This window comes from Rhizobium sp. NLR22b, assembly GCF_019685295.1.
Lineage (GTDB): Bacteria > Pseudomonadota > Alphaproteobacteria > Rhizobiales > Rhizobiaceae > Rhizobium.
In genome coordinates, this window is the sequence record NZ_JABDWM010000008.1 from 82,582 (window position 1) to 103,842 (window position 21,261).

Sequence of the window (21,261 nt, forward strand, 5' to 3'; positions counted from 1 at the left end):
GACGCAGGTCTATCGTCGATGACTGCATGCTGCAGGTTGTTCGCAATCGGAGTCTGGGGGAGCCGATGCCAAATGCAGACGTTGACAGGGCGAGCAGCGACATTTCTTCACCCGAAGAGGTGCAGCGGCAACTTGAGCGTATTCTGTCCAGTCCCGAGTTTCGTCTTCCAGAGCGAGCGGGGAGGTTCCTCGAATTCGTGGTGACCGAGACGCTTGCCGGCCGTCGCGACTACCTGAAGGCATTTACCATCGCGCAGGCGGTTTTCGGCCGAGATGCAAATTTCGATGCTCAGCAGGATCCCTGTGTCCGTATCGAAGCAGGACGACTGCGCAGGGAACTGGAACATTATTACCTGACCGCCGGCGCCGCGGACCGGGTCGTCATTACAATTCCCAGAGGCGGCTATGCGCCTGTCTTCGAGGTGAGGCAAGGAGCCCAGCCTGCAGATATGCCGCAAACCGGACAGGCCGCTCCGCTGACACCTCCGGCAGATGAGGGGCAGCAAGGCGCCCGGGCAGCGGATACGGACGGCCGAGACAAGGCGAACCGGCGTGTGGCATGGTCCCGATATTGGCTTTCCGCAGGAGGCGCGGCGGTCGTGTTCGTCGCCGCCGCCGCGATGCTTCAGCACGGGGGGACGTTCAAAACCGAAAACGACATGCCGTCTGGAGCCGTCGGCCACCCCATCATTGTCGTCGAACGTTTCGAAAGCGCCTCCGGCAGCGGGGTTGCATCCGACATTTCCCGCGGCATCACCGATGACATCATCGAAAAGCTCGTTCCCTTCAATGACATCGTCGTCGCCGCCGCTTTGCCGCGCAATCGGGAGGGCCAGTGGTCGTCGCAACCGATCTATGCCTTGCAGGGGAGTATCAGGCTGGAAGGCGAAACGCTGCGCTCGACGGCCAGACTTGTGCGGCGAGCCGATGGCACCGTCATCTGGGCAAACAATTACGATGCGGACATGAAGGTCCAGGGCGTCTTGCAGGCGCAGGCAGGTCTTGCCGAGGACATTGCGACGGCGGTCGCGCGCCCATTCGGCGTTATATTCGAGGCGGACACCGCCAGCATCGCCGGAAACGCGGACGCGTTTTCCTGCATTCTGTCCTACTACAGCTATCGGAGCGAAATGACCCCGCAGGCGCAGGAAGCGGCAAAATCCTGCCTGCAGCATGCTGTGGAAAAGATGCCCGATGATTCCAATGTCACTGCCTTTCTTTCGCTCACCTATCTCGACGAATTCCGCTTTCCATATCAGCTGAACACGAAACCAACCGCCGCCACGCTGGCGATTGCCAAGGAGCTTGCCGAACGCGCCGTGCGTCTCGATCCGAAGAATGCCCGAGCTCTGCAGGCGTTGATGCTTGCCAACTTTTTCGGCAATGACCCAACCGAGGCCTTGCGGGCCGGCGAAGCTGCGTATGCCAGCAATCCAAACGACACCGAAGTGGCGGGCGAATACGGCCTGCGCCTGGCGATGTCGGGAAAATGGGACAGGGGCTGCGAGCTGATTTCGGAGGCGGTCGGCAAGAATGCCGGACCACAGGGATACTATGAGGTAGGAATGGCGCTCTGCGCCTTCATGCGGGGCGATATCCAGGCTGCCGAATTATGGTCGCGCATGTCGGACCTCAACTACAATCCGATGCATCGCCTCGTCCTGCTTTCGATTCTCGGCACCCTCGGAAAATCGGCGGAGGCAAAGGAGCAAATCGACTGGATCGAGGCCCGATCGCCCGCCTTGATCCCGAATGTCCGGCGGGAGGTCGTCCGGCGGCTGGCAAGAATCGAGGACCAAGAGCGATTTTTCTCCGGGCTGGAGGCTGCCGGCCTGCCAGTTCAAAACGACCAGCCGGCGAATTGACGGCGGTGTGTCCGACCGGCTGTCCTCGCCATCGGCCGAACGACGCGCAGGGTGCTGTTACCTGTAACATACAGGATCATACATGCCTGCGGATGCGTCTTTGGCCCAATCTCTTCCATGCAGGACCGGGGTCGGCTCCGGCAGCATGCGTCAGGGTGGGGAGCAGTGTGAACATAAGCAACATGCGCGGCACTCAGGCCGCTTTTCGGCAGACGCTTCGACGGCTTCTGGTCTGCGTTACGGTGATGTGCCTGTCAGGCTGCGGCGGGCATCCGAAAGGCGTGCTAACCCCGGTCGCCGAAACCTCCCCCCGCGCCGATCGCGTCGACATGCTGGTCGCCACGACGCGCAGCCGCTCGCCTGTTCCCGGAGAGATGTTCAGCGGCGAGCGCGCCCGCCAGCCCACCTTCGCCGATATCACCGTCTCGATCCCGCCTGGGCGCAAGGAAGGTGAAGTCGCCTGGCCGAAGAAGTTGCCGTCCAATCCCAAGACCGATTTTGCGACGCTCAAGGCAACCGAGTTGGATGTCGATGCCGCAAAGGCCTGGCTCAGCGCCAGCGTGCGCAAGAGCCCCGACAAGAGCGTTTTCGTCTTCATCCACGGCTACAACACCCGCTTCGAGGACTCCGTCTACCGTTTTGCCCAGATCGTTCATGATTCCGGCGTTCATAGCGCGCCGGTGCTGGTGACGTGGCCCTCGCGCGGACGGCTGCTGGCCTACGGCTATGATCGGGAGAGCACCAATTACACCCGCAACGCGCTGGAGAAGCTCTTTCAATATCTCTACCATGATCCGGAGATCAAGGAAGTCTCGATCCTCGCCCATTCGATGGGCAATTGGCTTGCTATGGAGGGCCTGCGGCAGATGGCGATCCGCAATGGCCGCCTGCCGGCGAAATTCAAGAACGTCATGCTCGCGGCTCCCGACGTCGATGTCGACGTGTTCCGCCAGCAGATCGCCGACATGGGAAGGCAGCACCCCCAATTCACCCTCTTCGTATCCCGTGACGATAAGGCGCTCGCCGTCTCCCGAAGGGTCTGGGGCGATGTCGCCCGTCTCGGCTCGATCGATCCGGAGCAGGCGCCTTACAAGCAGGAACTCGAGGAATACGACATCAATGTCATCGACTTGACGAAGGTGAAGACCAGCGACCCTCTCAACCACGCCAAGTTCGCGGCTTCGCCCGCGATCGTCCAGCTGATCGGCGCCCGTATCTCGGAAGGACAGACGCTGACTGACAGCCGAGTCGGTCTCGGGGAGAGAATTCTTGCGGCGACGACGGAAACGGCGGCCGCCGCGGGCAATGCTGCGGGTCTGGTGTTGGCGGCGCCTGCCGCCGTCGTCGATCGGGACACACGCGACGCCTATGCCGCCGAGGTCAGCGCGGTTGCCGGGCCCGGCGGCAAGTCGAAGCCGGCCTGTGGCAATGCTTTCAGGACGGAATGCCGGCCATAGGGCGCGCAGTGCGCGATACGCGGGATTGGGAGTGATCATGTCGATAGTTTCATCAAGGAACGTTCTTCGGACGCTGCTCCTGGCGGTGATCGCATCCCTCGCCGCACTGACGGCCATGCCCGCGATGTCGCAGACACCGCCGGCCGCACTGCCGGCCGAACGGATCGAGCAGTTCATAGCCTTGTCCACCGATCCGGCGGTGCAGGACTGGCTGAAGCAGCAGGCAGCGGCAAAAGCCGCTGCCGAACCAGGCGAGGCGAAGCCAACCGATCCCTCTTTTTCCGAATTCGCCACACGCTTCCGCCGGCATTCCTCCGATCTGATGAATGCTGCGACCTCGTTTCCATCGCAGATGATGGCGGCCGCGGCGGTGCTCGAGCGTGATATCCAGGCGAACGGCGGCACCCGGCCGGTGGTGCTCTTGATCGCCTTCATGGCGGCAGGTTTTGCCGCCCAGTGGTTTTTCCGGCGGATCAGCGGCGGCTGGCGCGCCTGGATGGAGCAGGCGTCCTTTTCGACCGTCCGGGAGCGGCTTGTCCTTCTCGGCGCCAAACTTCTCTGGGAAGCATGCCACGTGTTCGCTTTCGCGCTCGGCAGCATCGGCTTCTTCCTCATCTTCGACTGGCCGCCGCTCGTGCGCGAAATCGTCGTCGGCTACCTCTTCGCCTTCGTCGCCTTCCGCCTAGCCGCCGCGCTCCTGCGCATTTGGCTCGCGCCCCCCGCCGCCGCGGCGCAGCCAGGATTTCGCGTGGTCCCCGTCAGCGATCCGGCCGCGGCCCATTGGGCGCGCCGCCTCGCCTATCTCTGCGGCTGGTTCGCCTTCGGCTGGGTGACGGTGCGGCTGCTTGCAACGCTCGGCCTTCCCCCCGCCTCGCGGCTGCTCGTCGCCTATACGCTGGGTGTCGTGCTGTTGGCGATCGCGATCGAAAGCCTGTGGCGCCGGCCGGTGGACGCGCCGGTCGAGAGCCGGATGCCCCGCATCGGCCGGACGATCCGCAATTGGCTATGGACCGCCTATTTCATCGGTCTCTGGGCTCTCTGGGTCGTCGGCGCGATGAAGCTCTTCTGGATCGTCGCGGTGTGCGCCGCATTGCCGGCCATCCTTGCGCTCACCCGCGTCTCCATCGCCAATATTCTGTCCTCTCCCGCCGGCGCGGAAAAGGCCGAGCGGGCAAGCATCGCCTCCGTGCTGGTGGAGCGCGGTGTGCGGGCAGTGGTCATCGTCGGGGCCATCCTCCTGCTCGCCCGTGCCCTCGATGTCGAGTTGACCCGCATGACGATGCAGGACACCCCGATGCTGCGCATCGTCAGGGGCATGCTCAGCGCCGGCATCATCCTTCTCGTCATCGATCTCGCCTGGAGCCTGGTGCGCGTCGTCATCGACCGCAAGCTTGGCGAGACCGATACGCCCCAAGAGGCCGGCAGCGACACGGCCCGCCGCCGGGCGCGGATCCGCACGCTGCTGCCGATCCTGCGCAACGTTCTGATGATCCTCTTTGCCGCAATTGCAGTGATGATGGCGCTGTCTTCGCTCGGCGTCGAGATCGGGCCGCTGATCGCCGGCGCCGGCGTCGTCGGCGTTGCGATCGGCTTCGGCGCCCAGACCGTCGTCAAGGACATCATCAGCGGCGTATTCTACCTGCTCGACGACGCTTTCCGCGTCGGCGAATACATCCAGAGCGGCAATTACAAGGGAAGCGTCGAATCCTTCAGCCTTCGATCGGTGAAGCTCAGGCATCACCGCGGCGCCGTCTACATCGTGCCCTTCAGCGAATTGGGCGCGATCCAGAACATGAGCCGCGACTGGGTGATCGAGAAGATGACGGTCAGCGTGGCCTATGATTCCGACGTCGAGAAGGCCCGCAAGATCATCAAGAAGATCGGCCAGGAACTGTTCGCCGACCCCGAGTTCAAACCCATCACGATCGAGCCGCTGAAAATGCAGGGCATCGACAGCCTGGGCGACTCCGGGTTGCTGCTACGCATGAAGTTCATGACGCTTCCCGGAGAGCAGTTCACGCTGAAGCGCCGGGCGCTGCGGATGATCTATGAGGCCTTCCATGAAAACGGCATCCGCCTTGCCGTGCCGACCGTCCAGGTCGCCGGCGACAAGGTTGCCGATACGGCCGCAGCTGCTCAGCAGGCTCTGACGGCGCACAAACAGGCCCTGGTGGCAGGCGCCGGCTGACATGATCCATGCGGCCTGCCGGCTGGCAGGCGACTATCGCGTTCAGGAAAGGAGATTTCGATGGAAGACTATCACTCCGCTCTCACCGATCACGTGCCCGGCTTCATCACCGAGCCGGGCCAGACCGACTATTTGTTTGTCGGCGTCATCGTCTTTCTGATCGTGATGATTCTGGTGGTCGGCAACCTCTACTTCCAGCTTCACGCCATCCCCGAACGCATCGCCCACCGCACCAACAAGGTGCAGATGGAGATTGTCGCGGTTCTGGCGCTGATCTCGCTCTTCACCCACAATCACCTTTACTGGATCCTTGGTCTGCTCCTGGCCTTCGTTCGGTTTCCCGATTTTACGACCCCGCTCTATTCGATCGCCCGCTCGCTCGCCAGGCTCGCCGGACGCGACCCGGACGAGCTCGAGGATGAGGCGCCGGTCGCAGCCGATCACCCGGAACCGGTCCGCGCGCCGACGCCAGCGCCAGAAGCAGTGGCAGAGGCACCACCCGCCCGGACGCCCGCCAAGACACTGCACGAAGAGGGGATCTGATCATGTTCGAATTAATGCTCTGCTCAATGCTGACCATCTTCCCGGACTATCTCTATCGACGCTATGTCCAGGGCAAGCGCATCGGCCAGGAGATCACCCTTTACAGCATGTGGTACGAACTGCGCTGGGGCATTTCCGCCTGCCTGATCCTGACCGTTTCGCTGATCACCATGATCTTCTATTTCCATCCCTCGACAAAAACGGTCACGGCCATATTCCGCACGGTCACGATCCTGCCGGAGGCCTCCGGCCGGGTGGATGAGGTCTTTGTCGGCGTCAACGAAAAGGTCGCCGCCGGCGCGCCGCTCTTCCGCCTCGACGATTCACAGCAGAAGGCGGCATTCGAAACCGCCAGCCGGCAAATCGCCGAAGTCGAAGCCGAAGCGAAGGTCGCGCAGACCGAGCTTGCGAGCATGGACGGCCAGATTCAGGAGGCCGACGGCGCCCTGAAAGTGGCTGAGGACGAGTTGGAGATGAAGACCCAGCTCCTGAAAAACGATGCCGTCGCCCGCCGGGAGGTGGTCCGCCTCACCAATACGGTCGAAGGCCGCAAAGGCTCCCTCAGCGCTGCGCTTGCCAAGAAACAGACGCTGGAAACCAAACTCAGCGTTCTCCTGCCGGCGCAGAAGGCGAGCGCCGAGGCCGCCCGGGCGGAGGCGCAGGTGGAACTCGACAAGACCGTCGTCAAGGCGGGGGTAGCGGGCACAGTCCAGCAATTCACATTGCGCCCCGGCGATGTGCTGAACACCATGCTGCGTCCTGCCGGCATCCTGGTGCCGAGCGAAGCGGGCCGCGGAACGCTGATCGCCGGTTTTGGGCAGATCGAGGCGCAGGTGATGAAACCCGGAATGGTCGCGGAGGCCGTCTGCGTCGGCAAGCCGTTCACCATCATCCCGCTCGTGGTGACCGAGGTGCAGGACGTGATCGCGGCCGGCCAGCTGCGCCCCACCGACCAGCTGCTCGACGTACAGCAGCTGGCAAAACCCGGCACGCTGACGGTGTTCCTGCAGCCGCTGTTCGACGGCGGCCTGGATGATGTGCCGCCAGGCAGCAGTTGCATCGCCAATGCCTATACCAACAATCACGATGCGCTCGCTGATCCCAACATCAGCACCCCGCGCTGGTTATTCCTGCATGTGGTCGACACGGTCGGTCTCGTGCATGCCATGATCCTGCGTATACAGGCGATGTTCCTGCCGGTTCAGACCCTGGTTTTCGCCGGGCATTGAGCTCGATGCGCATTGTCCGCCAGGACGCCACGGCCCATTTCGATGGTGCTGGCCTTTTACGGCCATGTATGGCCAGAGGCTGACCGGCGTGAGCAGCCGATCGAATGGCCGTCGGCGGACCAGCTGAAAATGCGCCTTTGCATCGAGCAGATGTTCGTGGCTGCCCAGCTTCAGGCAATAGTAGGCCGCCGCGGTCTCGTCAGACGCTAGGAACTGGATTGGCGACGGACACGATAGCGGATGTGTGTCGCCGCCGGCGTGTCGATTACCCTGACAAGCTCCAGTTCGATCTCTGACGGCAAAACATCGAACAGCCGGCGGCCGCGACCGAGCAGCACCGGGATCAGATGGATCTGGATCTCGTCCAGCACCCCGGCCCGGAGTGCTTCTTGCGCCGTATAACCACCCCGCAGTTGTACGTCCCGATCGCCGGCCGCAGCCTTCGCCAGCGCCATCGCGCTCTCGATTCCGTCATTCACGTAGGTCACCAACGGATAACCCCAACGGGCGGCGGGCGGCGGAGGCCGGTGACTGGGCACGAAGATCGGGGCGCCGCCATGACTGCCTCCCCAGTGATCCATGAGCTCGGCGGTCCGCCGGCCGGCAAGGACTGAACCGGCCGCCTTCCATTCGGCTTCAAATTCACGCACGGGCCCGGCCTGAGCGGATCCCCCGTCGGCGTCCGCCCAGTGGTGCAGCCGCTCTCCATCCTCGCCTCCAAGATAATCGTTATCGTCGGCGATATACCCATCGAGGGACATCGACATGTCGAGGATGGATTTGGACATTTCGTTCTCCTGTGACGACTTAAGGTCAAGTGTGCGAAGGGTGCTGTCGGCAGGTGCTGTGGGCGCCGTGCCGGGATTCGATCGTTCGGCGCGTTAGACGTATTCACGACGATCAATGTTGCACGGCAATTGGACTGTCGAAAGAACCGATTGTCACCAACCCGTCGGGATTGTCCCCGCCCGCTGTCACGTCTCCGGCAGGCCAGCCTTTCGGAAGCCGTCGACAAAGTGGTCTCGTACAGATGCATCGCGCAGCGGCTGGGAACTGAGCCAATGAGCGATCGTGAAATGAGGGTGGGCGATCAGGAACAATTCTGCTTCTCGCCGCGCCTCCTCGCGGTGGCCCAACTGCGCAAGCGCAGCAGCCAGGAATTTGCGTGAGTTGGTGCGATAGGTTTCTTTCCTGCGGAGTGTAGCGGTTGCCGCCTCGTAGTCACCTGCGGCGTATTGCGCCTGCCCAAGATGACAAAGATACCAGCAGGCCGGATAGGGATTGAGCCGCAGAGCTTTTTCGATCTGCGCCAGTCCGTCGGCAATCCTGCCGTCCAGCACGGACATATCAGACATGGCGGCCCAGGTGTCGGCGTGATTGGGGTCGAGTTTCAGGGCCATGGCGAAAGCGGCATCCGATTCCTCCCATCGCCGCTCATAAGCCAAAATGGTCCCCAGAACGTAGCGGCAGCCGGCATCGTTGGGATCCAGGTCGACCGCCTTCTGCGCTGATGTCACCGCCATCCGGCGGTTAGGATCTTCGGGCTCGCCGAAATGCGTCCAGGCAAGCCAACGGTTATAGGCGAGCAGACCGAGCGCCTCGGCATATGTTGGCTCGAGCTTGACCGCGCGTTGGAGCAGCATATAGGCCTCACGCTCGGTTTGCGGCGACTCCTCCGTCAGGAGACGGGCGCGCACACACAGATCGTAGGCCTCGAAGTTCTTCGGCCGATTGCGCGGCGTCGGGATGGTCAGCCGGCCGACGAGGGCTTCAACAATCTTGGCGTTGACCTCATCCTGTAATTCGAAAACATCTTCCACCGTCCTGTCGAACCGTTCGGCCCACAAGTGCTGGCCGCCAAGCGCGTCGATCAATTGGGCATTGATGCGGACACGGCCCATTGCGCGTCTGGCGCTCCCCTCTAGGACGTAGCGGACGCCGAGTTCCTGGGCGACCAGCTTTACGTCGACCGGCTTGCCCTTGTAGCCCCACACGGAATTGCGCGCGATGACGAACAGGCCAGCCGTGCGGGAAAGGTCGGTGATCAGGTCTTCGGTCAAGCCGTCGACGAAAGGCGCGTCCGCTTCATCCCCACTCATGTTCGTGAACGGCAATACAGCGATCGAGGGACATTCGGGCAGCGGCAAAACGCTCTGCAGCGCATCCGGCCAATGCCACAGGTGGACCGGGCGAGTGAGGTTCTTCAGGTAGCGTTCGCCTGCATCGAAGAACCGGTCGCCGATCTTGCCGACGATCTCGCCGTGAACGCTGGCTGAAATGCAGATGCCTCCCGGCGCGGCCAGCGTCTGGAGGCGCGCCGCGACATTGACGCCGTCGCCGAGGACGTCCGAACCGTCGTCAATGACATCTCCCAGATTGACGCCGACACGCAAAAGCAGGCGCCGGTCTTCGGAAGCCTCAACAGCAGTGGCGGTCCGCTGCATTTCCAAGGCTGCTGCGACCGCGTCCACCGCGCTGCCGAATTCGATCAGGAAGCCGTCGCCCGCGACCTTGAAGATGCGACCGTTGTGACGCATCACAGCCGGCTCGATAACGCCGGAACGGAGTTCCCTGAGGTTCTCAAGCGTTGCGGCTTCATCAGCCTCCATCAGGCGTGAATATCCCACCACATCGGCAACGACGATGGCGGCAAGGCGACGCTGAAGAGAATGGTTCGTCATTTGAGGACAAGCCCAACGACCGGGTTCTTAACGTATTGTTCAAGCGCGGGTGAGTCAACAAATGGTAAGAGGTAATGCCCGGGCGACCTCCACCTCCATCAGGCCGTCATCCCTCTTTGTGACCGAGGACGTCGAAGTAATGAGTATCCACGGAAAGCGGACGGTTCTTGAACGTCCGGTGATGGGCGCCCAGGCGGCTGGTGGCGAGCGGCGGTTTCCGCTGAGATGGGAGTGAAAATTGCGCGCTTCTTCAGCGCGCATACTCGGATATCCAGGCTCAAGGCCCGGAATGACGGAGGCCGGAGGTGCGCTTCCATCCAACTCGCCAGCGGCGCGGCGTCTCGCAAATCGCCACAATGATCGGCTTTGGCGCAATCATCGCTAGCGCTGTTTGCTTCGCACCTTGACTAAGCGCGTGTTGCCGTTTCGAATAATAGCGCTGTGACAGTTATGGCAGCTTTGCGCCCCAAAGCCGCCGTTCCACGTCCCGCGCTATTTGTCGGCAGGTGATTTCCGAAGCGAGGCGCATAAATTGGCAACCTTCAAAGATGAATGGAGGATGTACCGATGCTCCGCTTTCTTGCCGTTTACACCAGAAGCCCGAGGACTTGGCGTCCTTTCGAAACCTGTCCAAAGCCGAGCAGGATGCAGTCGACGCCGTCGGTATAAAAGAGTGGTCGGCGTGGGAAGAAAGAAATGCTTCGTCCATCCTTGATCCTGGCGGAATAGTGGGCAAGACGACTCCCATGACCAAGGAGGGCGTCGTCACGCGGTGAATTGCGGGAACTCCGCTGACGGCCTGTTAATGGCGAGCTTCCGCGCTAAGTCTTACTTAACTCCGACAGGGAGGCAAACGGGATGAAGGTCGGCATTGTTGGAGCCGGCATGGTTGGCAGCGCGACTGCGTACGCCCTTGGCTTACGCGGTGTCGCGAGCGAGGTTGTGCTGGTCGATCTCGATCCAGCTCTGGCCGAAGCACAAGCCCTTGATATCGCACATGCGATGCCGTTTGCCTCAGGAACCTCGATTTCTCATGGAGACTACGATCATCTTCGGAATGCCGGTGTTGTCGTAATAGCCGCAGGGGTCGCGCAACGATCCGGGGAGACGCGAACCGATCTGCTGAGCCGCAACGCCGCGGTCTTCCGAACAGTTGTAGGCGAGATCATGCGTGTCTGTCCCGACGCGATTTTGCTGGTTGCATCCAACCCGGTCGACATCATGACACAGATCGCCGAAGCGTACTCCGGACTGCCAAACCATCGCGTGATCGGATCGGGGACAATTCTCGATACCGCGCGGTTTCGTAGCCTGCTGGGGGCTCACCTTCGTGTGTCGCCGCGATCCATTCATGCCTATGTGCTGGGCGAACACGGCGACAGCCAAGTCTTGGCGTGGTCCGGCGCCAGGGCAGGTACAGTTCCGATTGCTCTCTTCGGTGCACAGATTGGCGCTCCCATTACCGAAGCTGTCCGGACAGATATCGACAGCAAGACTCGCAACGCCGCCTATACCATCATCAAGGGCAAAGGCTCTACCTACTACGGGATTGGAGCAGGTCTTGCCCGGATCGTCGGCGCGGTAAGGCAGGATGAACAGGCGGTGCTTTCAGTCTCGAGCGTCACCGCGCTGATCGAAGGTGTGCGCGATGTAGCTTTATCGGTTCCCCGCGTTGTGGGCCGCGAAGGCATTTCCACTGAATTGCTTCCTGACCTTGACACACATGAGCGCGCTGCGCTTCAACGAAGCGCTTCTAAACTTAGAGGCCTGTTCGAGGCGGTGACGCTCTGATTCGAACCCATGCTGAGCGCGTGCGTGGGCGGACGTCGGCGTCGGCGCCGCCCATTTCGTCGACGGGCGATACGACGATGCGATTACCTGGATCCAAAGAGGCCTTAGCCAGCAGCCTGACGCGAGTTGGGCTCTGCGGTGGCTCGTCAGCGCCTATGTGCACGCCGGCAGATTGGATGAGGCACGACGTGCCTGCCTTCGACTGCGAGAGAGCCATCCCGACCTTACGCTTGCCAAAGTCAGGGATACATGGTGGCCCTCTGCTTTTATGGCGCGGATCTTATCGGGTCTGCGTGACGCTGGCTTGCCCGAAGGCTGACTGGACCGGCTCAACCGAGGTCTTCACCGAGATCCACAAACTTCATCGAAGGTCATGAATCCCTCCTTTGTGCCGTTCCGGTATTGCAATCCAAACGGCAGCTTCGGGTCAATCCCAGACTTTCGCGGCAAGTACTTTATGTCCGCGTGTTGAGTGTCCAAGGAGCGGACGGTCGGCCACCGGCCCCGTCATATAACCAGAAGGTGCGCGTTCTCCCTCTGGCCAACGGTGGCCATAGGAGAACTGGAATGGGTGTCTCGCAATATGATCCTGCCGCACTGGGTCGACCGGCTTGGAACGCAGGCAAGGAAGTTGGCGTCAAGAAGCCCCTCAAGCAGCGCCAGATCTGGGCAGTCCGTTTCTTCCTCGACCGAGGAGGAAGGATGAGAGATCGCGCGCTTTTCGATCTCGCCATCGACAGCAAGCTCCGCGGCCGCGATCTGGTAAAACTGAAAATCGGGACTCTCGTCACGGGGCACGAAATTCGAACTCGCGCAATGGTCGTCCAGCAGAAGACTGGACGGCCCGTGCAGTTCGAAATCACGACCGAGGTTAGAGCTAGTCTGCTTGCCTGGCTTCAACGAAGGGGAGGAACAGTCGATGACTATGCCTTTCCCAGTCGGGTCGACCACGGTAATCATCTCAGTACTCGGCAGTACGCCTGGCTGGTAGATGAGTGGGTGACGGCGATCGGCCTCCGTCGGGAGGATTACGGGCCGCATTCCCTGCGGCGAACGAAGGCCGCCACGAACTCTAAGGCCCGGCAACCGGCGATCCAGATCCTGCTTGGCCATACCAAGATCGAGAACACGGTCAGGTATCTTGGCGTCGACATTGAGGATGCACTGGAACTGGCCGAGCGGACTGAGATCTGAATAGAGACTGCCCTGCACGTCGTGGGGCCGTTCCTCTTTGCTCTGAGAGGCTCTAACGAGATTCGATCAGCTTTGCGCCTTTCTCATGGTCATTCAGCCAAAGGGGCGCTATTGCTGCAAAGCGACATGACGCAGTGACAACGCGGGTCACACTTGCGCCGAGAGCCCCACTCTGCACCATGCGGGTGATTAGATCACGAATTCCTCCTCGTATTTTCGTTGCTCGGGAACGACGGTAACCTCCACCGGAACGATCCAGTTGGCCGCGTAGCTCTCGCAGTCGGAACGCGGAAGGTCGGGCTGCACGCACCCCGCCCCATCGATCGCGCGACATCGCAGTGTATATCGCCCCACTTCTTCAGGGGTCCATATGTACTCCCACAAGCGCCATGCAAAGGGACGTTCTGTTTCGAGGAGCCTTCCCTCGCGCCAGCCCCTGCCATCTCCCGTGCAGACCTGCACCTGCCGGATAGCAGCCTCTCCGCTCCAAGCGGCTCCGAAAATCCGGTAGGGTTGGCCGGCAATGAGGTGCGCCCCCTCTACGGGACGCGCGATCTGCGCTTTGACCTCCATCTCCGCAAGGGGAACCAGCGTGGGTTCCCCGAGGCTGCGTTCCCAACGGAAATAGTCGCGCGCCTGCCAGTAGCCGAGGAACGGTTGTTCCACAACCGTGATATCCGTAATCCACTTGATCCAAGCCATGCCGAACCAGCCACCCACCACCGCTCGTAGTGGGTAGCCGTGATCGCGCGTCAACGGCTCCTCGTTCATCGAATAGGCAAGGATCGTGCTGTCAGCGATGGCCTTCTCAAGCGGTAAACTGCGCGCAAAAGCGATGGGGCCAGGAGAAGCCGTTTTCTTGTTCGTGTCGACGACGCCGCTGTCGGCGCCTGTCAGCAGAACCTCACGTGCGGTTCGCTTAACGCCGGCCATTTCCAAAACCTCGCGCAGAAGAACACCTGTCCAGGCGGCGTTGCCGACGGCTCCGTTCTGCCACTGTAACCCCTCCTTCGGTGGCACATAGTAGACGCGCCCGTTCCCTGCGCACTCCACGACGGCAGTGAAAGCCGTGCTCCGCATCGCCTTGATGCTGTCGAGGTCAAGTTCGATCGGCCGCTCTACCGCCCCGCCAACGCGCAGTCTCCAGTCTCGCGCATCGAGCTCCGGCGACGGGAAATGGTTTCGCACGAAGAACAACTCGGCTGGGATCAGCCAATCGGAGAGCGACGCAAACGGAAACTCGATGTTCGGTGGGGATTTCTGTCGAACTATTAGACTGGGTTGCTGTGGTGTCGCCATCGTCCTCGTCTCCCCTCCAAAAGTACAACGTCGGCTCTCCGTCGCGCGTATTTCGGATCGATCACAAGCCCGTCGCAGTGCGTCTGTCGCATTCCGCCGGCCGCATACTAGCACATACCGCACGTCCTCGGATCGATCTCGAGCGGCAGCAAAAGGGGTCAATCTCAGGCCTCGGCGGCAATAATTCTGATGTCCGCTTTTGGTGTTGGGTGTCTCGTAGCGGACGGTCGGCCACCGGCCCCAAATCGGTCATTCCTTCTCGGCCTCAGCCGAGCCTGCTGCTGGAACATCGGAGATATGGGACTTCTAGCCAAGGACGCGGTCCCGGTTCGTATCCCATGGGGGCTCTCAAACGCCCCAAATCACCGACTCCTCATGACGTTTGATCAGATGCCGAAGATCTTGGAAACCCAGGCGGACGAATTCGGCAAATTGATCGACTGCGGGAGCTCGTGGAGCATCGACGCGCTTGAGGATCGCAAGGGCGCGCTCTGGATGAGGGATGGTGATTGGCAGTGCGGTGATCGTCTTTTCCTTGCGCTGCGCGAAGACGACGCTGTGCGGCATGACGGTCAGCGCATCCGCCGATTTCAGGTAGTTGATTACACTCATCAGCGAGCCGCCGGTATAGCGGATCTTGATCTCGGTGGCGCCGAAGGAGAGCAGCAGCGCGCGCAGGTCCGCCAGCAGCGGGCTTCCCGGTGGCGGCGCAATCCACGGATAGTCGAGCAGTTGGCTCGGCTGCGGCCGCCGTTTCAGAAGCAGCGGATGGGTTACCCGACAGGCCACGACATTGCGGCCTGGGAGAATCTGCTGGAATTCGAGCCCGGAACCCTCGTCGAGTATGTCGATCGGGCATATGGCGAGGTCGATCTGATCTGCCTTCAGCGCTGCGCGCAGATCCGGGAAATAACCGTAGCTTTGATCGATCCGCACGTCCGGACGGCTTGTCTGAAACTCCGCGCACAGCCCGGCAATCAGCGCATCCATGAAGAAGGGCGTGCCGCCGATCCGTACGACGCCGCTCTTGCCGACGCGGAAGCTTTCGACGAGATCGGAGGCCTTGCGTGAGGCTGCGAGCATGACGAGGCCGTGTTCGGCGAGCGAAAGACCAAACGGCGTCGGCTGCAATGGCCGGCGACCCTTGACGAAGAGCGGCTCGGCCACGCGCTTCTCCAGCATGGACAAGGTGCGGGAAACGGCAGGCTGAGCGAGGCCCAGCAAGGCCGCGCCTTCGGTTACGCCGCCTGTTTTGACGACGGCGGCAAGCTGGATCAGGTGACGTTCATCGAACTTCATAACGATCCGTTATATTGTTTTGCAACAAAATCATCAATCCATGCAATTCCGGCTGTTAGTATCAACCTCGGGTACACGTGAGATCGTGGAGGATGAGCATGGCGGAGCGGGCAAAGGCGCTCACATTCAGCGAGGCGACGTCGGCGGAGGTTTTCTCGGAACGCTTCTCCGCTGGCAGTGACGGCAATCTTTCACGGCTGATCGCTGCCGCCGTCATCCATGTTCATGATCTCATCAAGCAGTTTCGCCCGACCCAGGACGAGTGGCGCAAGGTCGTTGCCTTCCTGACCGATGTCGGCCATGCCTCGGACGAGCGGCGACAGGAATGGGTGCTTCTGTCGGATCTCATCGGCGCGTCGGCCCTGGTCGAGGAAATCAATTCGCGGCGGCCGAAAGCGGCGACGCCGAATACCATTCGCGGACCGTTTTTCCGCAATGATGCCCCAGAAAGGGTATCGGGTTCTTCGATCTCGCTCGACGGGATCGGCGAGCCGCTGGCGGTGTCCGTGCGGGTGCAGGATCTCGATGGCCTGCCGATCGCAGGCGCCGAGGTCGTAACCTGGCAGGCGAATGCCGAGGGCTTTTACGAGAACCAGCAGCCGGATTTGCAGCCGGAACATAATCTGCGCGGCCTCTTCCATACCGATATCAACGGACGGTTCCATTACCGCTCCGTCATGCCGTCGGGTTATGGCGTGCCGGACGATGGCCCGGTCGGGCGGCTGCTCGCCGAGGCGGGCTATCCGCTGCGCCGCCCGGCGAACCTGCATTTCGTCGTTCGTGCCAAGGGCTTCGAGACGATCACCACCCAGATTTACGATGCGAGCGATCCACACCTTGGCGAAGACGCCCTCTTCGGCGTGCGGCCCGAGCTCATTGCCTGCTTCGAGCCGTCCGAGATCGATGGACAGCGCGCCAAGGCGTTGAGCCTCACCTTCGTGATGGTGCGAGCAAAGCCGGGGAGGGCGGCATGACCCAGGATTTTTCCTATGCGGGCAGTCCCGCCCAAATCGTCTTCGGTGCCGGCAGCCGCAACCGGGTCGCGCAATGGGTCGCCAAAGCCGGCTGCAAGCGGGCCCTGATCCTCTCGACGCCGCAGCAGAAGGCTGATGCACAGGCGCTGGCCGAAGAGATCGAGCCGCTTGCCTGCGGCGTCTTCTCAGGCGCGACCATGCACACGCCCGTCGAGGTGACGGAGGCGGCGATGCGGGTGGTCGAGGAAACCGCGGCGGACTGCGTCGTCTGCCTCGGCGGCGGATCGACAACGGGGCTCGGCAAGGCGATTGCCTATCGCACCGATCTTCTCCAGATCGTCATTCCCACGACCTATGCCGGGTCGGAGGTGACGCCGATCCTCGGGCAGACCGAAGGCGGCCGCAAGACGACGGTGCGCGATGCCAGGATATTGCCGGAGATCGTGATTTACGATCCCGCGCTGACGCTCGGCCTGCCTGTCGCCATGAGCGTGACGAGTGGGCTGAACGCCATGGCCCATGCCGTCGAAGGGCTTTACGCGCAAGACCGCAATCCGATTTCGAGCCTGATGGCGCTGGAAGGCCTGCGCGCCTTTGCCCGAAGCCTGCCGGTTATCGTCAACGATCCGAAGAACGCTGAGGCGCGCAGCGATGCCCTTTACGGCGCCTGGCTCTGCGGCTCGGTGCTCGGCACGGTCGGCATGGCGTTGCATCACAAGATTTGTCACACGCTCGGCGGTTCCTTCGATACGCCGCATGCCGAAACCCATGCGGTGATGCTGCCGCATACGGCCGCTTTCAATGCCGCAGCCGCGGCATCGGAGCTGGCAGGAGCGGCCGAGATTTTCGGCGGCGCCATCGGTGGCGGGCTCTGGGATTTCGCCAGGGCGATCGGATCGCCCCTATCGCTCAAGGAATTCGGGCTGACAGAAATCGATCTCGATCGCGCGGCTGCGATCGCTGTCGAGAATCCCTACTGGAATCCGCGGCCGATCGAACGGAGTGCGATCCGCCAGCTTCTGCAGGACGCTTGGGAGGGCCGACGGCCTATGGAATGAGACACAGGCGCCTGCGGGCGCACTCTTTGGGAGGAGAGACAATGGGAGGAGGAAACATGTTCACAAGACGCGATTTTCTGAAGACGACGGCGGCCGGCGGCGCATTGATTGCAACCTCGGGCCTGCCCATGCCGGCGATTGCCAAGAATGCGGCAATCAAGCTCGGCTATGTCAGCCCGCAGACGGGGCCGCTCGCCGCTTTCGGCGAAGCCGACAAGTTCGTCATCGATGCCTTCCTGGCGACAACGAAGGCAAAGGGCCTGAACTACGAGGTCGTGGTCAAGGACAGCCAGTCGAACCCGAACCGCGCCGCCGAAGTCGCTAAGGAGCTGATCGTCGACAGCCAGATCAACCTGATGCTCGTATCCTCGACACCGGAGACGACCAATCCGGTTTCCACGACCTGCGAGGGCGAGGAGATGCCCTGCATTTCCACGGTCGCGCCGTGGCAGCCCTGGTTCATCGGCCAGCAGGGCAATCCCGGCGATCCGGCCTCCTGGAAGCCCTTCAATTACGCCTATCATTTCTTCTGGGGCCTTGAGGATATCATCGCCGTCTTTACCGGCATGTGGAGCCAAATCGAGACGAATAAAAAGGTCGGTGGCCTGTTCCCGAATGATGGTGACGGCAATGCCTGGGGCGACAAGGTCGTCGGCTTCCCGCCGGTCCTGGAAAAGCTCGGCTACGGGCTGACGGATACCGGCCGCTACCAGAATCTGACGGATGATTTCTCGGCGCAGATCAATGCCTTCAAGCAGGCAGGCACCGATATCCTGACCGGGGTGATGATCCCCCCCGACCTCACCACTTTCTGGAACCAGGCCAAGCAGCAAGGCCTGAAGCCGAAGGTCGCCTCGATCGGCAAGGCGCTTCTCTTCCCGCAGACCGTCGAAGCGTTGGGAAATGCCGGGCACAATCTCTCGACCGAGGTTTGGTGGACCCCGACGCATCCGTTCAAATCGTCGCTGACGGGCGAGACCGCTGCCGCCGTGGCGGCTGCCTTCACCAAGACAACCGGACGCCCATGGACCCAGCCGATCGGCTTTGCCCATGCACTGTTCGAGCTCGCCGTCGATATCATGACGCGGAGCGAGGATGCGGGCGATGCCGATGCCGTCGCCAAGGCGATCGGCGAAACCAAGCTCGACACGCTCGTCGGGCCGGTTGCCTGGGGCAATGAGAAGCTGCCGCCGTTCGCGCAAAAGAATGTCGCCAAGACGCCGCTGGTCGGCGGCCAATGGCGGCTGAAATCCGGCGGCGGCTATGATCTCGTCGTCGTCGAAAACGGCCTGGCGCCGAACGTTCCGCTTGGCGGCAAGCTCGAAGCCCTTGCGTGAAAGCAGGGTTGCCCGGCACTCGGTCGGGCGGCCTCCAACGGAGAACGACAATGCCCCTACTGGAATTGAAGGGAGTCTCGAAGGCGTTCGGCGCGCTCGTCGTCGCCGAGGATATCGGCTTCTCTGTCGAGCCTGGCGAGGCGCTCGGAGTCATCGGGCCGAACGGCGCCGGTAAATCGACGCTGTTCAACCTTATCAACGGCAATCTCTCCGTTGCCGGAGGATCGATCCGGTTCGACGGCCGCGATGTCACCCATGTGCCGCCGATGCAACGTTGCCTTGCCGGCATGGGCCGCACCTTCCAGATCCCGCAGCCTTTCGCGCGTCTGACGGCCTATGAAAACCTGCTGGTTGCCGGTGCTTTCGGTGCCAAGGCGAGGGAAAGCGACGTCTCGGCTTCGTGCGCGGACATCCTTGTCGAGACCGGCTTGATCGCCAAAGCCAATGTGCCTGCCGGATCGTTGACCCTGCTTGAACGCAAGCGGCTGGAATTGGCGCGTGCGCTCGCCACCCAGCCGAAGCTGTTGCTTCTCGACGAGATCGCCGGCGGTCTGACGGAAGGCGAATGCCGCCAGCTCGTCGCGACGATCAAGCGGGTTCACCAGCGCGGCATCGCAATCATCTGGATCGAGCATGTGCTGCACGCTCTTACAGCTGTGGCCGAGCGCATCCTCGTTCTCAATTTCGGCCGGGTGATCGGCATCGGCAAGTCCGACGCGATCATGGCGTCGAGCGAGGTGCGCGAAATCTATCTCGGGATGGAGGTCTGACGATGAGCCTCATCGAAACTCGCGGCCTCACGGCCTCCTACGGCGATTTCCAGGCCGTGCTCGGCGTTGATCTCAGGCTCGAGGCCGGCGAGACCATCGCCATTATCGGCGCCAATGGTGCGGGGAAATCGACATTGATGCGCTCGATCGCCGGTGTCATCGCCAACAAGCCCGATATGGTCCTGCACCATGGCGAGCCGATTGGGGCGATGCTTGCATCCGATGTCGTGCGGCGCGGCATCGCGCTCGTGCCGGAGGGGCGGAAGCTGTTCCCGTCGCTGACGGTGGAGGAAAATCTGAAGATCGGCCGCTATGGCCGCCGCGTCGCCGGACCCTGGGCGCTCGACAGCATCTATTCGCTATTTCCCGTCCTGAAGGAGAGACGCCGCAATCCGGCGACGGCGCTCTCGGGCGGGCAACAGCAGATGGTCGCCATCGGCCGGGCGCTGATGTCCAATCCGGAGGTTCTTCTGTGCGACGAGCTGAGCCTCGGCCTCGCCCCCGTGGTCATCAAGGACATTTATGCCGCCTTTTCCCATATCCGCGCTGCGGGTGCGGCCACCGTCATCGTCGAGCAGGATATCGCCCAGGCGCTGAAGGTGGCCGATCGCATCTACTGCATGATGGAGGGCCGCATCACCCTGACAGGCCGCCCCGCAGAACTCGATCGCGCCGATATCCATGCGGCCTATTTTGGAACGGACACCCATGAACTGGCTTGATACGCTTCTGCAAGGTGTTCTGCTCGGGGGGCTCTATGCGCTGTTCGCGGCAGGTCTCAGCCTCGTCTTCGGCATCATGCGCCTGGTCAATCTCGCCCATGGCGATCTCATCGTCCTGGCGGCTTTCCTGATCCTGGTACTTGTCTCTTTGTTGGGGCTCAATCCCTTCCTGGCTGCGCTGATCGCCGCCCCCTTGATGTTCGCCGTCGGTTGGCTGTTGCAATATCACCTGCTGAACCGAACCCTTGGCAACGACATCCTGCCACCGTTGCTCGTCACCTTCGGCCTGTCGATCGTCATTCAGAACGGTCTGTTGGAGAGCTTCACGGCCGATAGCCGGCGGATCTCCGCGGGCGCCCTCGAAACGGCTTCACTGCAATTCGGGGGTGTCGGCGCCGGCCTGATGCCGCTCATCACCTTTGCCTCGGCAGTCCTCGTCATCGTCGGTCTCAACCAGCTCATCTACCGCACCGAGCTCGGCTGCGCCTTCCGGGCCACCTCGGACGATGTGGTGACGGCGAGCCTGATGGGCATTCGGCCGAATACGATCTTCGCCGTCGCGACCGGCCTTGCGATGATGATCGTGACGGTTGCTGCCCTTTATCTCGGTATGCGGGCGAACTTCGATCCGACGGCTGGGCCGGCGCGGCTGATCTACGCCTTCGAAGCCGTCATCATCGGTGGTCTCGGCTCGCTCTGGGGCACGCTTGCAGGCGGCGTCATCCTGGGAGTTGCCCAGACGGTCGGCGCTGCGGTCGATCCCGAATGGCAGATTCTTGCCGGGCATATCGCCTTCCTGCTCGTGCTGGTCTTCCGGCCGCGCGGTCTTTTCCCCCGCGCCGTGGATTGAGGGC

General features: G+C 62.1%; 17 protein-coding genes and 2 pseudogenes. 15 read left to right on the forward strand and 4 right to left on the reverse strand.

The annotated features are described in order from the left end of the window. Nucleotides 1-65: 65 nt before the first annotated feature. The 5 genes from HJC00_RS14795 (at nucleotide 66) to HJC00_RS14815 (ending at nucleotide 7,282) form a co-directional block, all read left to right on the forward strand. A complete protein-coding gene (locus HJC00_RS14795) occupies nucleotides 66-1,865 on the forward strand; it encodes a hypothetical protein (RefSeq protein ID WP_221164275.1) in 1,800 nt (599 codons plus the stop codon). A gap of 245 nt (nucleotides 1,866-2,110) precedes the next feature. Further along, complete coding sequence (locus HJC00_RS14800; RefSeq protein WP_221158148.1) at nucleotides 2,111-3,322, forward strand: alpha/beta hydrolase; 1,212 nt, start codon at nucleotides 2,111-2,113, stop codon at nucleotides 3,320-3,322. Nucleotides 3,323-3,359: 37 nt separating this feature from the next. After that, nucleotides 3,360-5,510, forward strand: coding sequence for a mechanosensitive ion channel family protein (locus tag HJC00_RS14805; RefSeq protein WP_221164276.1), 2,151 nt, complete (start codon nucleotides 3,360-3,362; stop codon nucleotides 5,508-5,510). 60 nt (nucleotides 5,511-5,570) lie between these two features. After that, complete coding sequence (locus HJC00_RS14810) at nucleotides 5,571-6,053, forward strand: hypothetical protein (RefSeq protein WP_210628806.1); 483 nt, start codon at nucleotides 5,571-5,573, stop codon at nucleotides 6,051-6,053. 2 nt (nucleotides 6,054-6,055) lie between these two features. After that, nucleotides 6,056-7,282 (forward strand): HlyD family secretion protein, encoded by a 1,227-nt coding sequence (locus HJC00_RS14815; RefSeq protein WP_210628805.1) that lies wholly within the window; start codon nucleotides 6,056-6,058, stop codon nucleotides 7,280-7,282. 206 nt (nucleotides 7,283-7,488) lie between these two features. Here HJC00_RS14815 and HJC00_RS14820 read toward each other — a convergent pair whose 3' ends face one another. Together HJC00_RS14820 and HJC00_RS14825 are read right to left on the reverse strand one after the other, a co-directional pair. After that, nucleotides 7,489-8,070 (reverse strand): dihydrofolate reductase family protein, encoded by a 582-nt coding sequence (locus HJC00_RS14820; protein ID WP_210628804.1) that lies wholly within the window; start codon nucleotides 8,068-8,070, stop codon nucleotides 7,489-7,491. A gap of 186 nt (nucleotides 8,071-8,256) precedes the next feature. After that, complete coding sequence (locus HJC00_RS14825) at nucleotides 8,257-9,963, reverse strand: adenylate/guanylate cyclase domain-containing protein (protein WP_221164277.1); 1,707 nt, start codon at nucleotides 9,961-9,963, stop codon at nucleotides 8,257-8,259. 567 nt (nucleotides 9,964-10,530) lie between these two features. Between HJC00_RS14825 and HJC00_RS32570 the strand changes: the two are divergent. The 4 genes and pseudogenes from HJC00_RS32570 to HJC00_RS14840 all read left to right on the forward strand — a co-directional run. After that, nucleotides 10,531-10,727 (forward strand): annotated as a pseudogene (locus HJC00_RS32570) (hypothetical protein); the annotation flags it as partial. 94 nt (nucleotides 10,728-10,821) lie between these two features. Then, nucleotides 10,822-11,754, forward strand: a complete 933-nt coding sequence (locus HJC00_RS14830) for an L-lactate dehydrogenase (RefSeq protein ID WP_221122593.1) — start codon at nucleotides 10,822-10,824, stop codon at nucleotides 11,752-11,754. Nucleotides 11,755-11,818: 64 nt separating this feature from the next. Then, nucleotides 11,819-12,073, forward strand: a pseudogene (locus HJC00_RS33135) (tetratricopeptide repeat protein); the annotation flags it as partial. A 248-nt stretch (nucleotides 12,074-12,321) separates the two neighbouring features. Next, complete coding sequence (locus HJC00_RS14840; protein WP_221164278.1) at nucleotides 12,322-12,948, forward strand: tyrosine-type recombinase/integrase; 627 nt, start codon at nucleotides 12,322-12,324, stop codon at nucleotides 12,946-12,948. Between the two features lie 189 nt (nucleotides 12,949-13,137). Here HJC00_RS14840 and HJC00_RS14845 read toward each other — a convergent pair whose 3' ends face one another. Beyond that, nucleotides 13,138-14,247 carry a sulfite oxidase gene (locus HJC00_RS14845; protein ID WP_221164279.1) on the reverse strand — a complete coding sequence of 370 codons (1,110 nt, stop codon included), beginning with the start codon at nucleotides 14,245-14,247 and terminating at the stop codon, nucleotides 13,138-13,140. Nucleotides 14,248-14,595: 348 nt separating this feature from the next. Next, nucleotides 14,596-15,546, reverse strand: coding sequence for a LysR family transcriptional regulator (locus tag HJC00_RS14850; RefSeq protein ID WP_210628799.1), 951 nt, complete (start codon nucleotides 15,544-15,546; stop codon nucleotides 14,596-14,598). Nucleotides 15,547-15,644: 98 nt separating this feature from the next. Here HJC00_RS14850 and HJC00_RS14855 point away from each other — a divergent pair, with 98 nt between their 5' ends. The 6 genes from HJC00_RS14855 to HJC00_RS14880 are packed head-to-tail and all read left to right on the forward strand — an operon-like array spanning nucleotide 15,645 to nucleotide 21,257. Further along, on the forward strand, nucleotides 15,645-16,520 hold the full coding sequence (locus HJC00_RS14855) for a dioxygenase (RefSeq protein WP_221146776.1): 876 nt from the start codon (nucleotides 15,645-15,647) through the stop codon (nucleotides 16,518-16,520). Next, nucleotides 16,517-17,578, forward strand: coding sequence for a maleylacetate reductase (locus HJC00_RS14860; RefSeq protein WP_221146777.1), 1,062 nt, complete (start codon nucleotides 16,517-16,519; stop codon nucleotides 17,576-17,578). Before HJC00_RS14855 ends, HJC00_RS14860 begins: the two co-directional genes overlap by 4 nt. Nucleotides 17,579-17,634: 56 nt before the next feature. Continuing rightward, on the forward strand, nucleotides 17,635-18,915 hold the full coding sequence (locus tag HJC00_RS14865; RefSeq protein WP_210628796.1) for an ABC transporter substrate-binding protein: 1,281 nt from the start codon (nucleotides 17,635-17,637) through the stop codon (nucleotides 18,913-18,915). A 50-nt stretch (nucleotides 18,916-18,965) separates the two neighbouring features. Next, nucleotides 18,966-19,685: an ABC transporter ATP-binding protein gene (locus tag HJC00_RS14870; protein WP_210628795.1), complete on the forward strand. Its 720-nt coding sequence runs from the start codon at nucleotides 18,966-18,968 to the stop codon at nucleotides 19,683-19,685. A 2-nt stretch (nucleotides 19,686-19,687) separates the two neighbouring features. Then, nucleotides 19,688-20,407, forward strand: a complete 720-nt coding sequence (locus tag HJC00_RS14875; RefSeq protein ID WP_210628794.1) for an ABC transporter ATP-binding protein — start codon at nucleotides 19,688-19,690, stop codon at nucleotides 20,405-20,407. Then, entirely contained in the window at nucleotides 20,394-21,257 is an 864-nt protein-coding gene (locus HJC00_RS14880; RefSeq protein ID WP_210628793.1) for a branched-chain amino acid ABC transporter permease, read from the forward strand. Before HJC00_RS14875 ends, HJC00_RS14880 begins: the two co-directional genes overlap by 14 nt. Nucleotides 21,258-21,261: the final 4 nt, after the last annotated feature.

What these genes read in the sequence shown, in the direction of transcription:
- HJC00_RS14795 (WP_221164275.1), top strand. Translation starts at nt 66, where the DNA reads ATGCCAAATGCAGACGTTGACAGGGCGAGCAGCGACATTTCTTCACCC.
- HJC00_RS14800 (WP_221158148.1), top strand. Translation starts at nt 2,111, where the DNA reads ATGTGCCTGTCAGGCTGCGGCGGGCATCCGAAAGGCGTGCTAACCCCG.
- HJC00_RS14805 (WP_221164276.1), top strand. Translation starts at nt 3,360, where the DNA reads ATGTCGATAGTTTCATCAAGGAACGTTCTTCGGACGCTGCTCCTGGCG.
- HJC00_RS14810 (WP_210628806.1), top strand. Translation starts at nt 5,571, where the DNA reads ATGGAAGACTATCACTCCGCTCTCACCGATCACGTGCCCGGCTTCATC.
- HJC00_RS14815 (WP_210628805.1), top strand. Translation starts at nt 6,056, where the DNA reads ATGTTCGAATTAATGCTCTGCTCAATGCTGACCATCTTCCCGGACTAT.
- HJC00_RS14820 (WP_210628804.1), bottom strand. Translation starts at nt 8,070, where the DNA reads ATGTCCAAATCCATCCTCGACATGTCGATGTCCCTCGATGGGTATATC.
- HJC00_RS14825 (WP_221164277.1), bottom strand. Translation starts at nt 9,963, where the DNA reads ATGACGAACCATTCTCTTCAGCGTCGCCTTGCCGCCATCGTCGTTGCC.
- HJC00_RS14830 (WP_221122593.1), top strand. Translation starts at nt 10,822, where the DNA reads ATGAAGGTCGGCATTGTTGGAGCCGGCATGGTTGGCAGCGCGACTGCG.
- HJC00_RS14840 (WP_221164278.1), top strand. Translation starts at nt 12,322, where the DNA reads ATGGGTGTCTCGCAATATGATCCTGCCGCACTGGGTCGACCGGCTTGG.
- HJC00_RS14845 (WP_221164279.1), bottom strand. Translation starts at nt 14,247, where the DNA reads ATGGCGACACCACAGCAACCCAGTCTAATAGTTCGACAGAAATCCCCA.
- HJC00_RS14850 (WP_210628799.1), bottom strand. Translation starts at nt 15,546, where the DNA reads ATGAAGTTCGATGAACGTCACCTGATCCAGCTTGCCGCCGTCGTCAAA.
- HJC00_RS14855 (WP_221146776.1), top strand. Translation starts at nt 15,645, where the DNA reads ATGGCGGAGCGGGCAAAGGCGCTCACATTCAGCGAGGCGACGTCGGCG.
- HJC00_RS14860 (WP_221146777.1), top strand. Translation starts at nt 16,517, where the DNA reads ATGACCCAGGATTTTTCCTATGCGGGCAGTCCCGCCCAAATCGTCTTC.
- HJC00_RS14865 (WP_210628796.1), top strand. Translation starts at nt 17,635, where the DNA reads ATGTTCACAAGACGCGATTTTCTGAAGACGACGGCGGCCGGCGGCGCA.
- HJC00_RS14870 (WP_210628795.1), top strand. Translation starts at nt 18,966, where the DNA reads ATGCCCCTACTGGAATTGAAGGGAGTCTCGAAGGCGTTCGGCGCGCTC.
- HJC00_RS14875 (WP_210628794.1), top strand. Translation starts at nt 19,688, where the DNA reads ATGAGCCTCATCGAAACTCGCGGCCTCACGGCCTCCTACGGCGATTTC.
- HJC00_RS14880 (WP_210628793.1), top strand. Translation starts at nt 20,394, where the DNA reads ATGAACTGGCTTGATACGCTTCTGCAAGGTGTTCTGCTCGGGGGGCTC.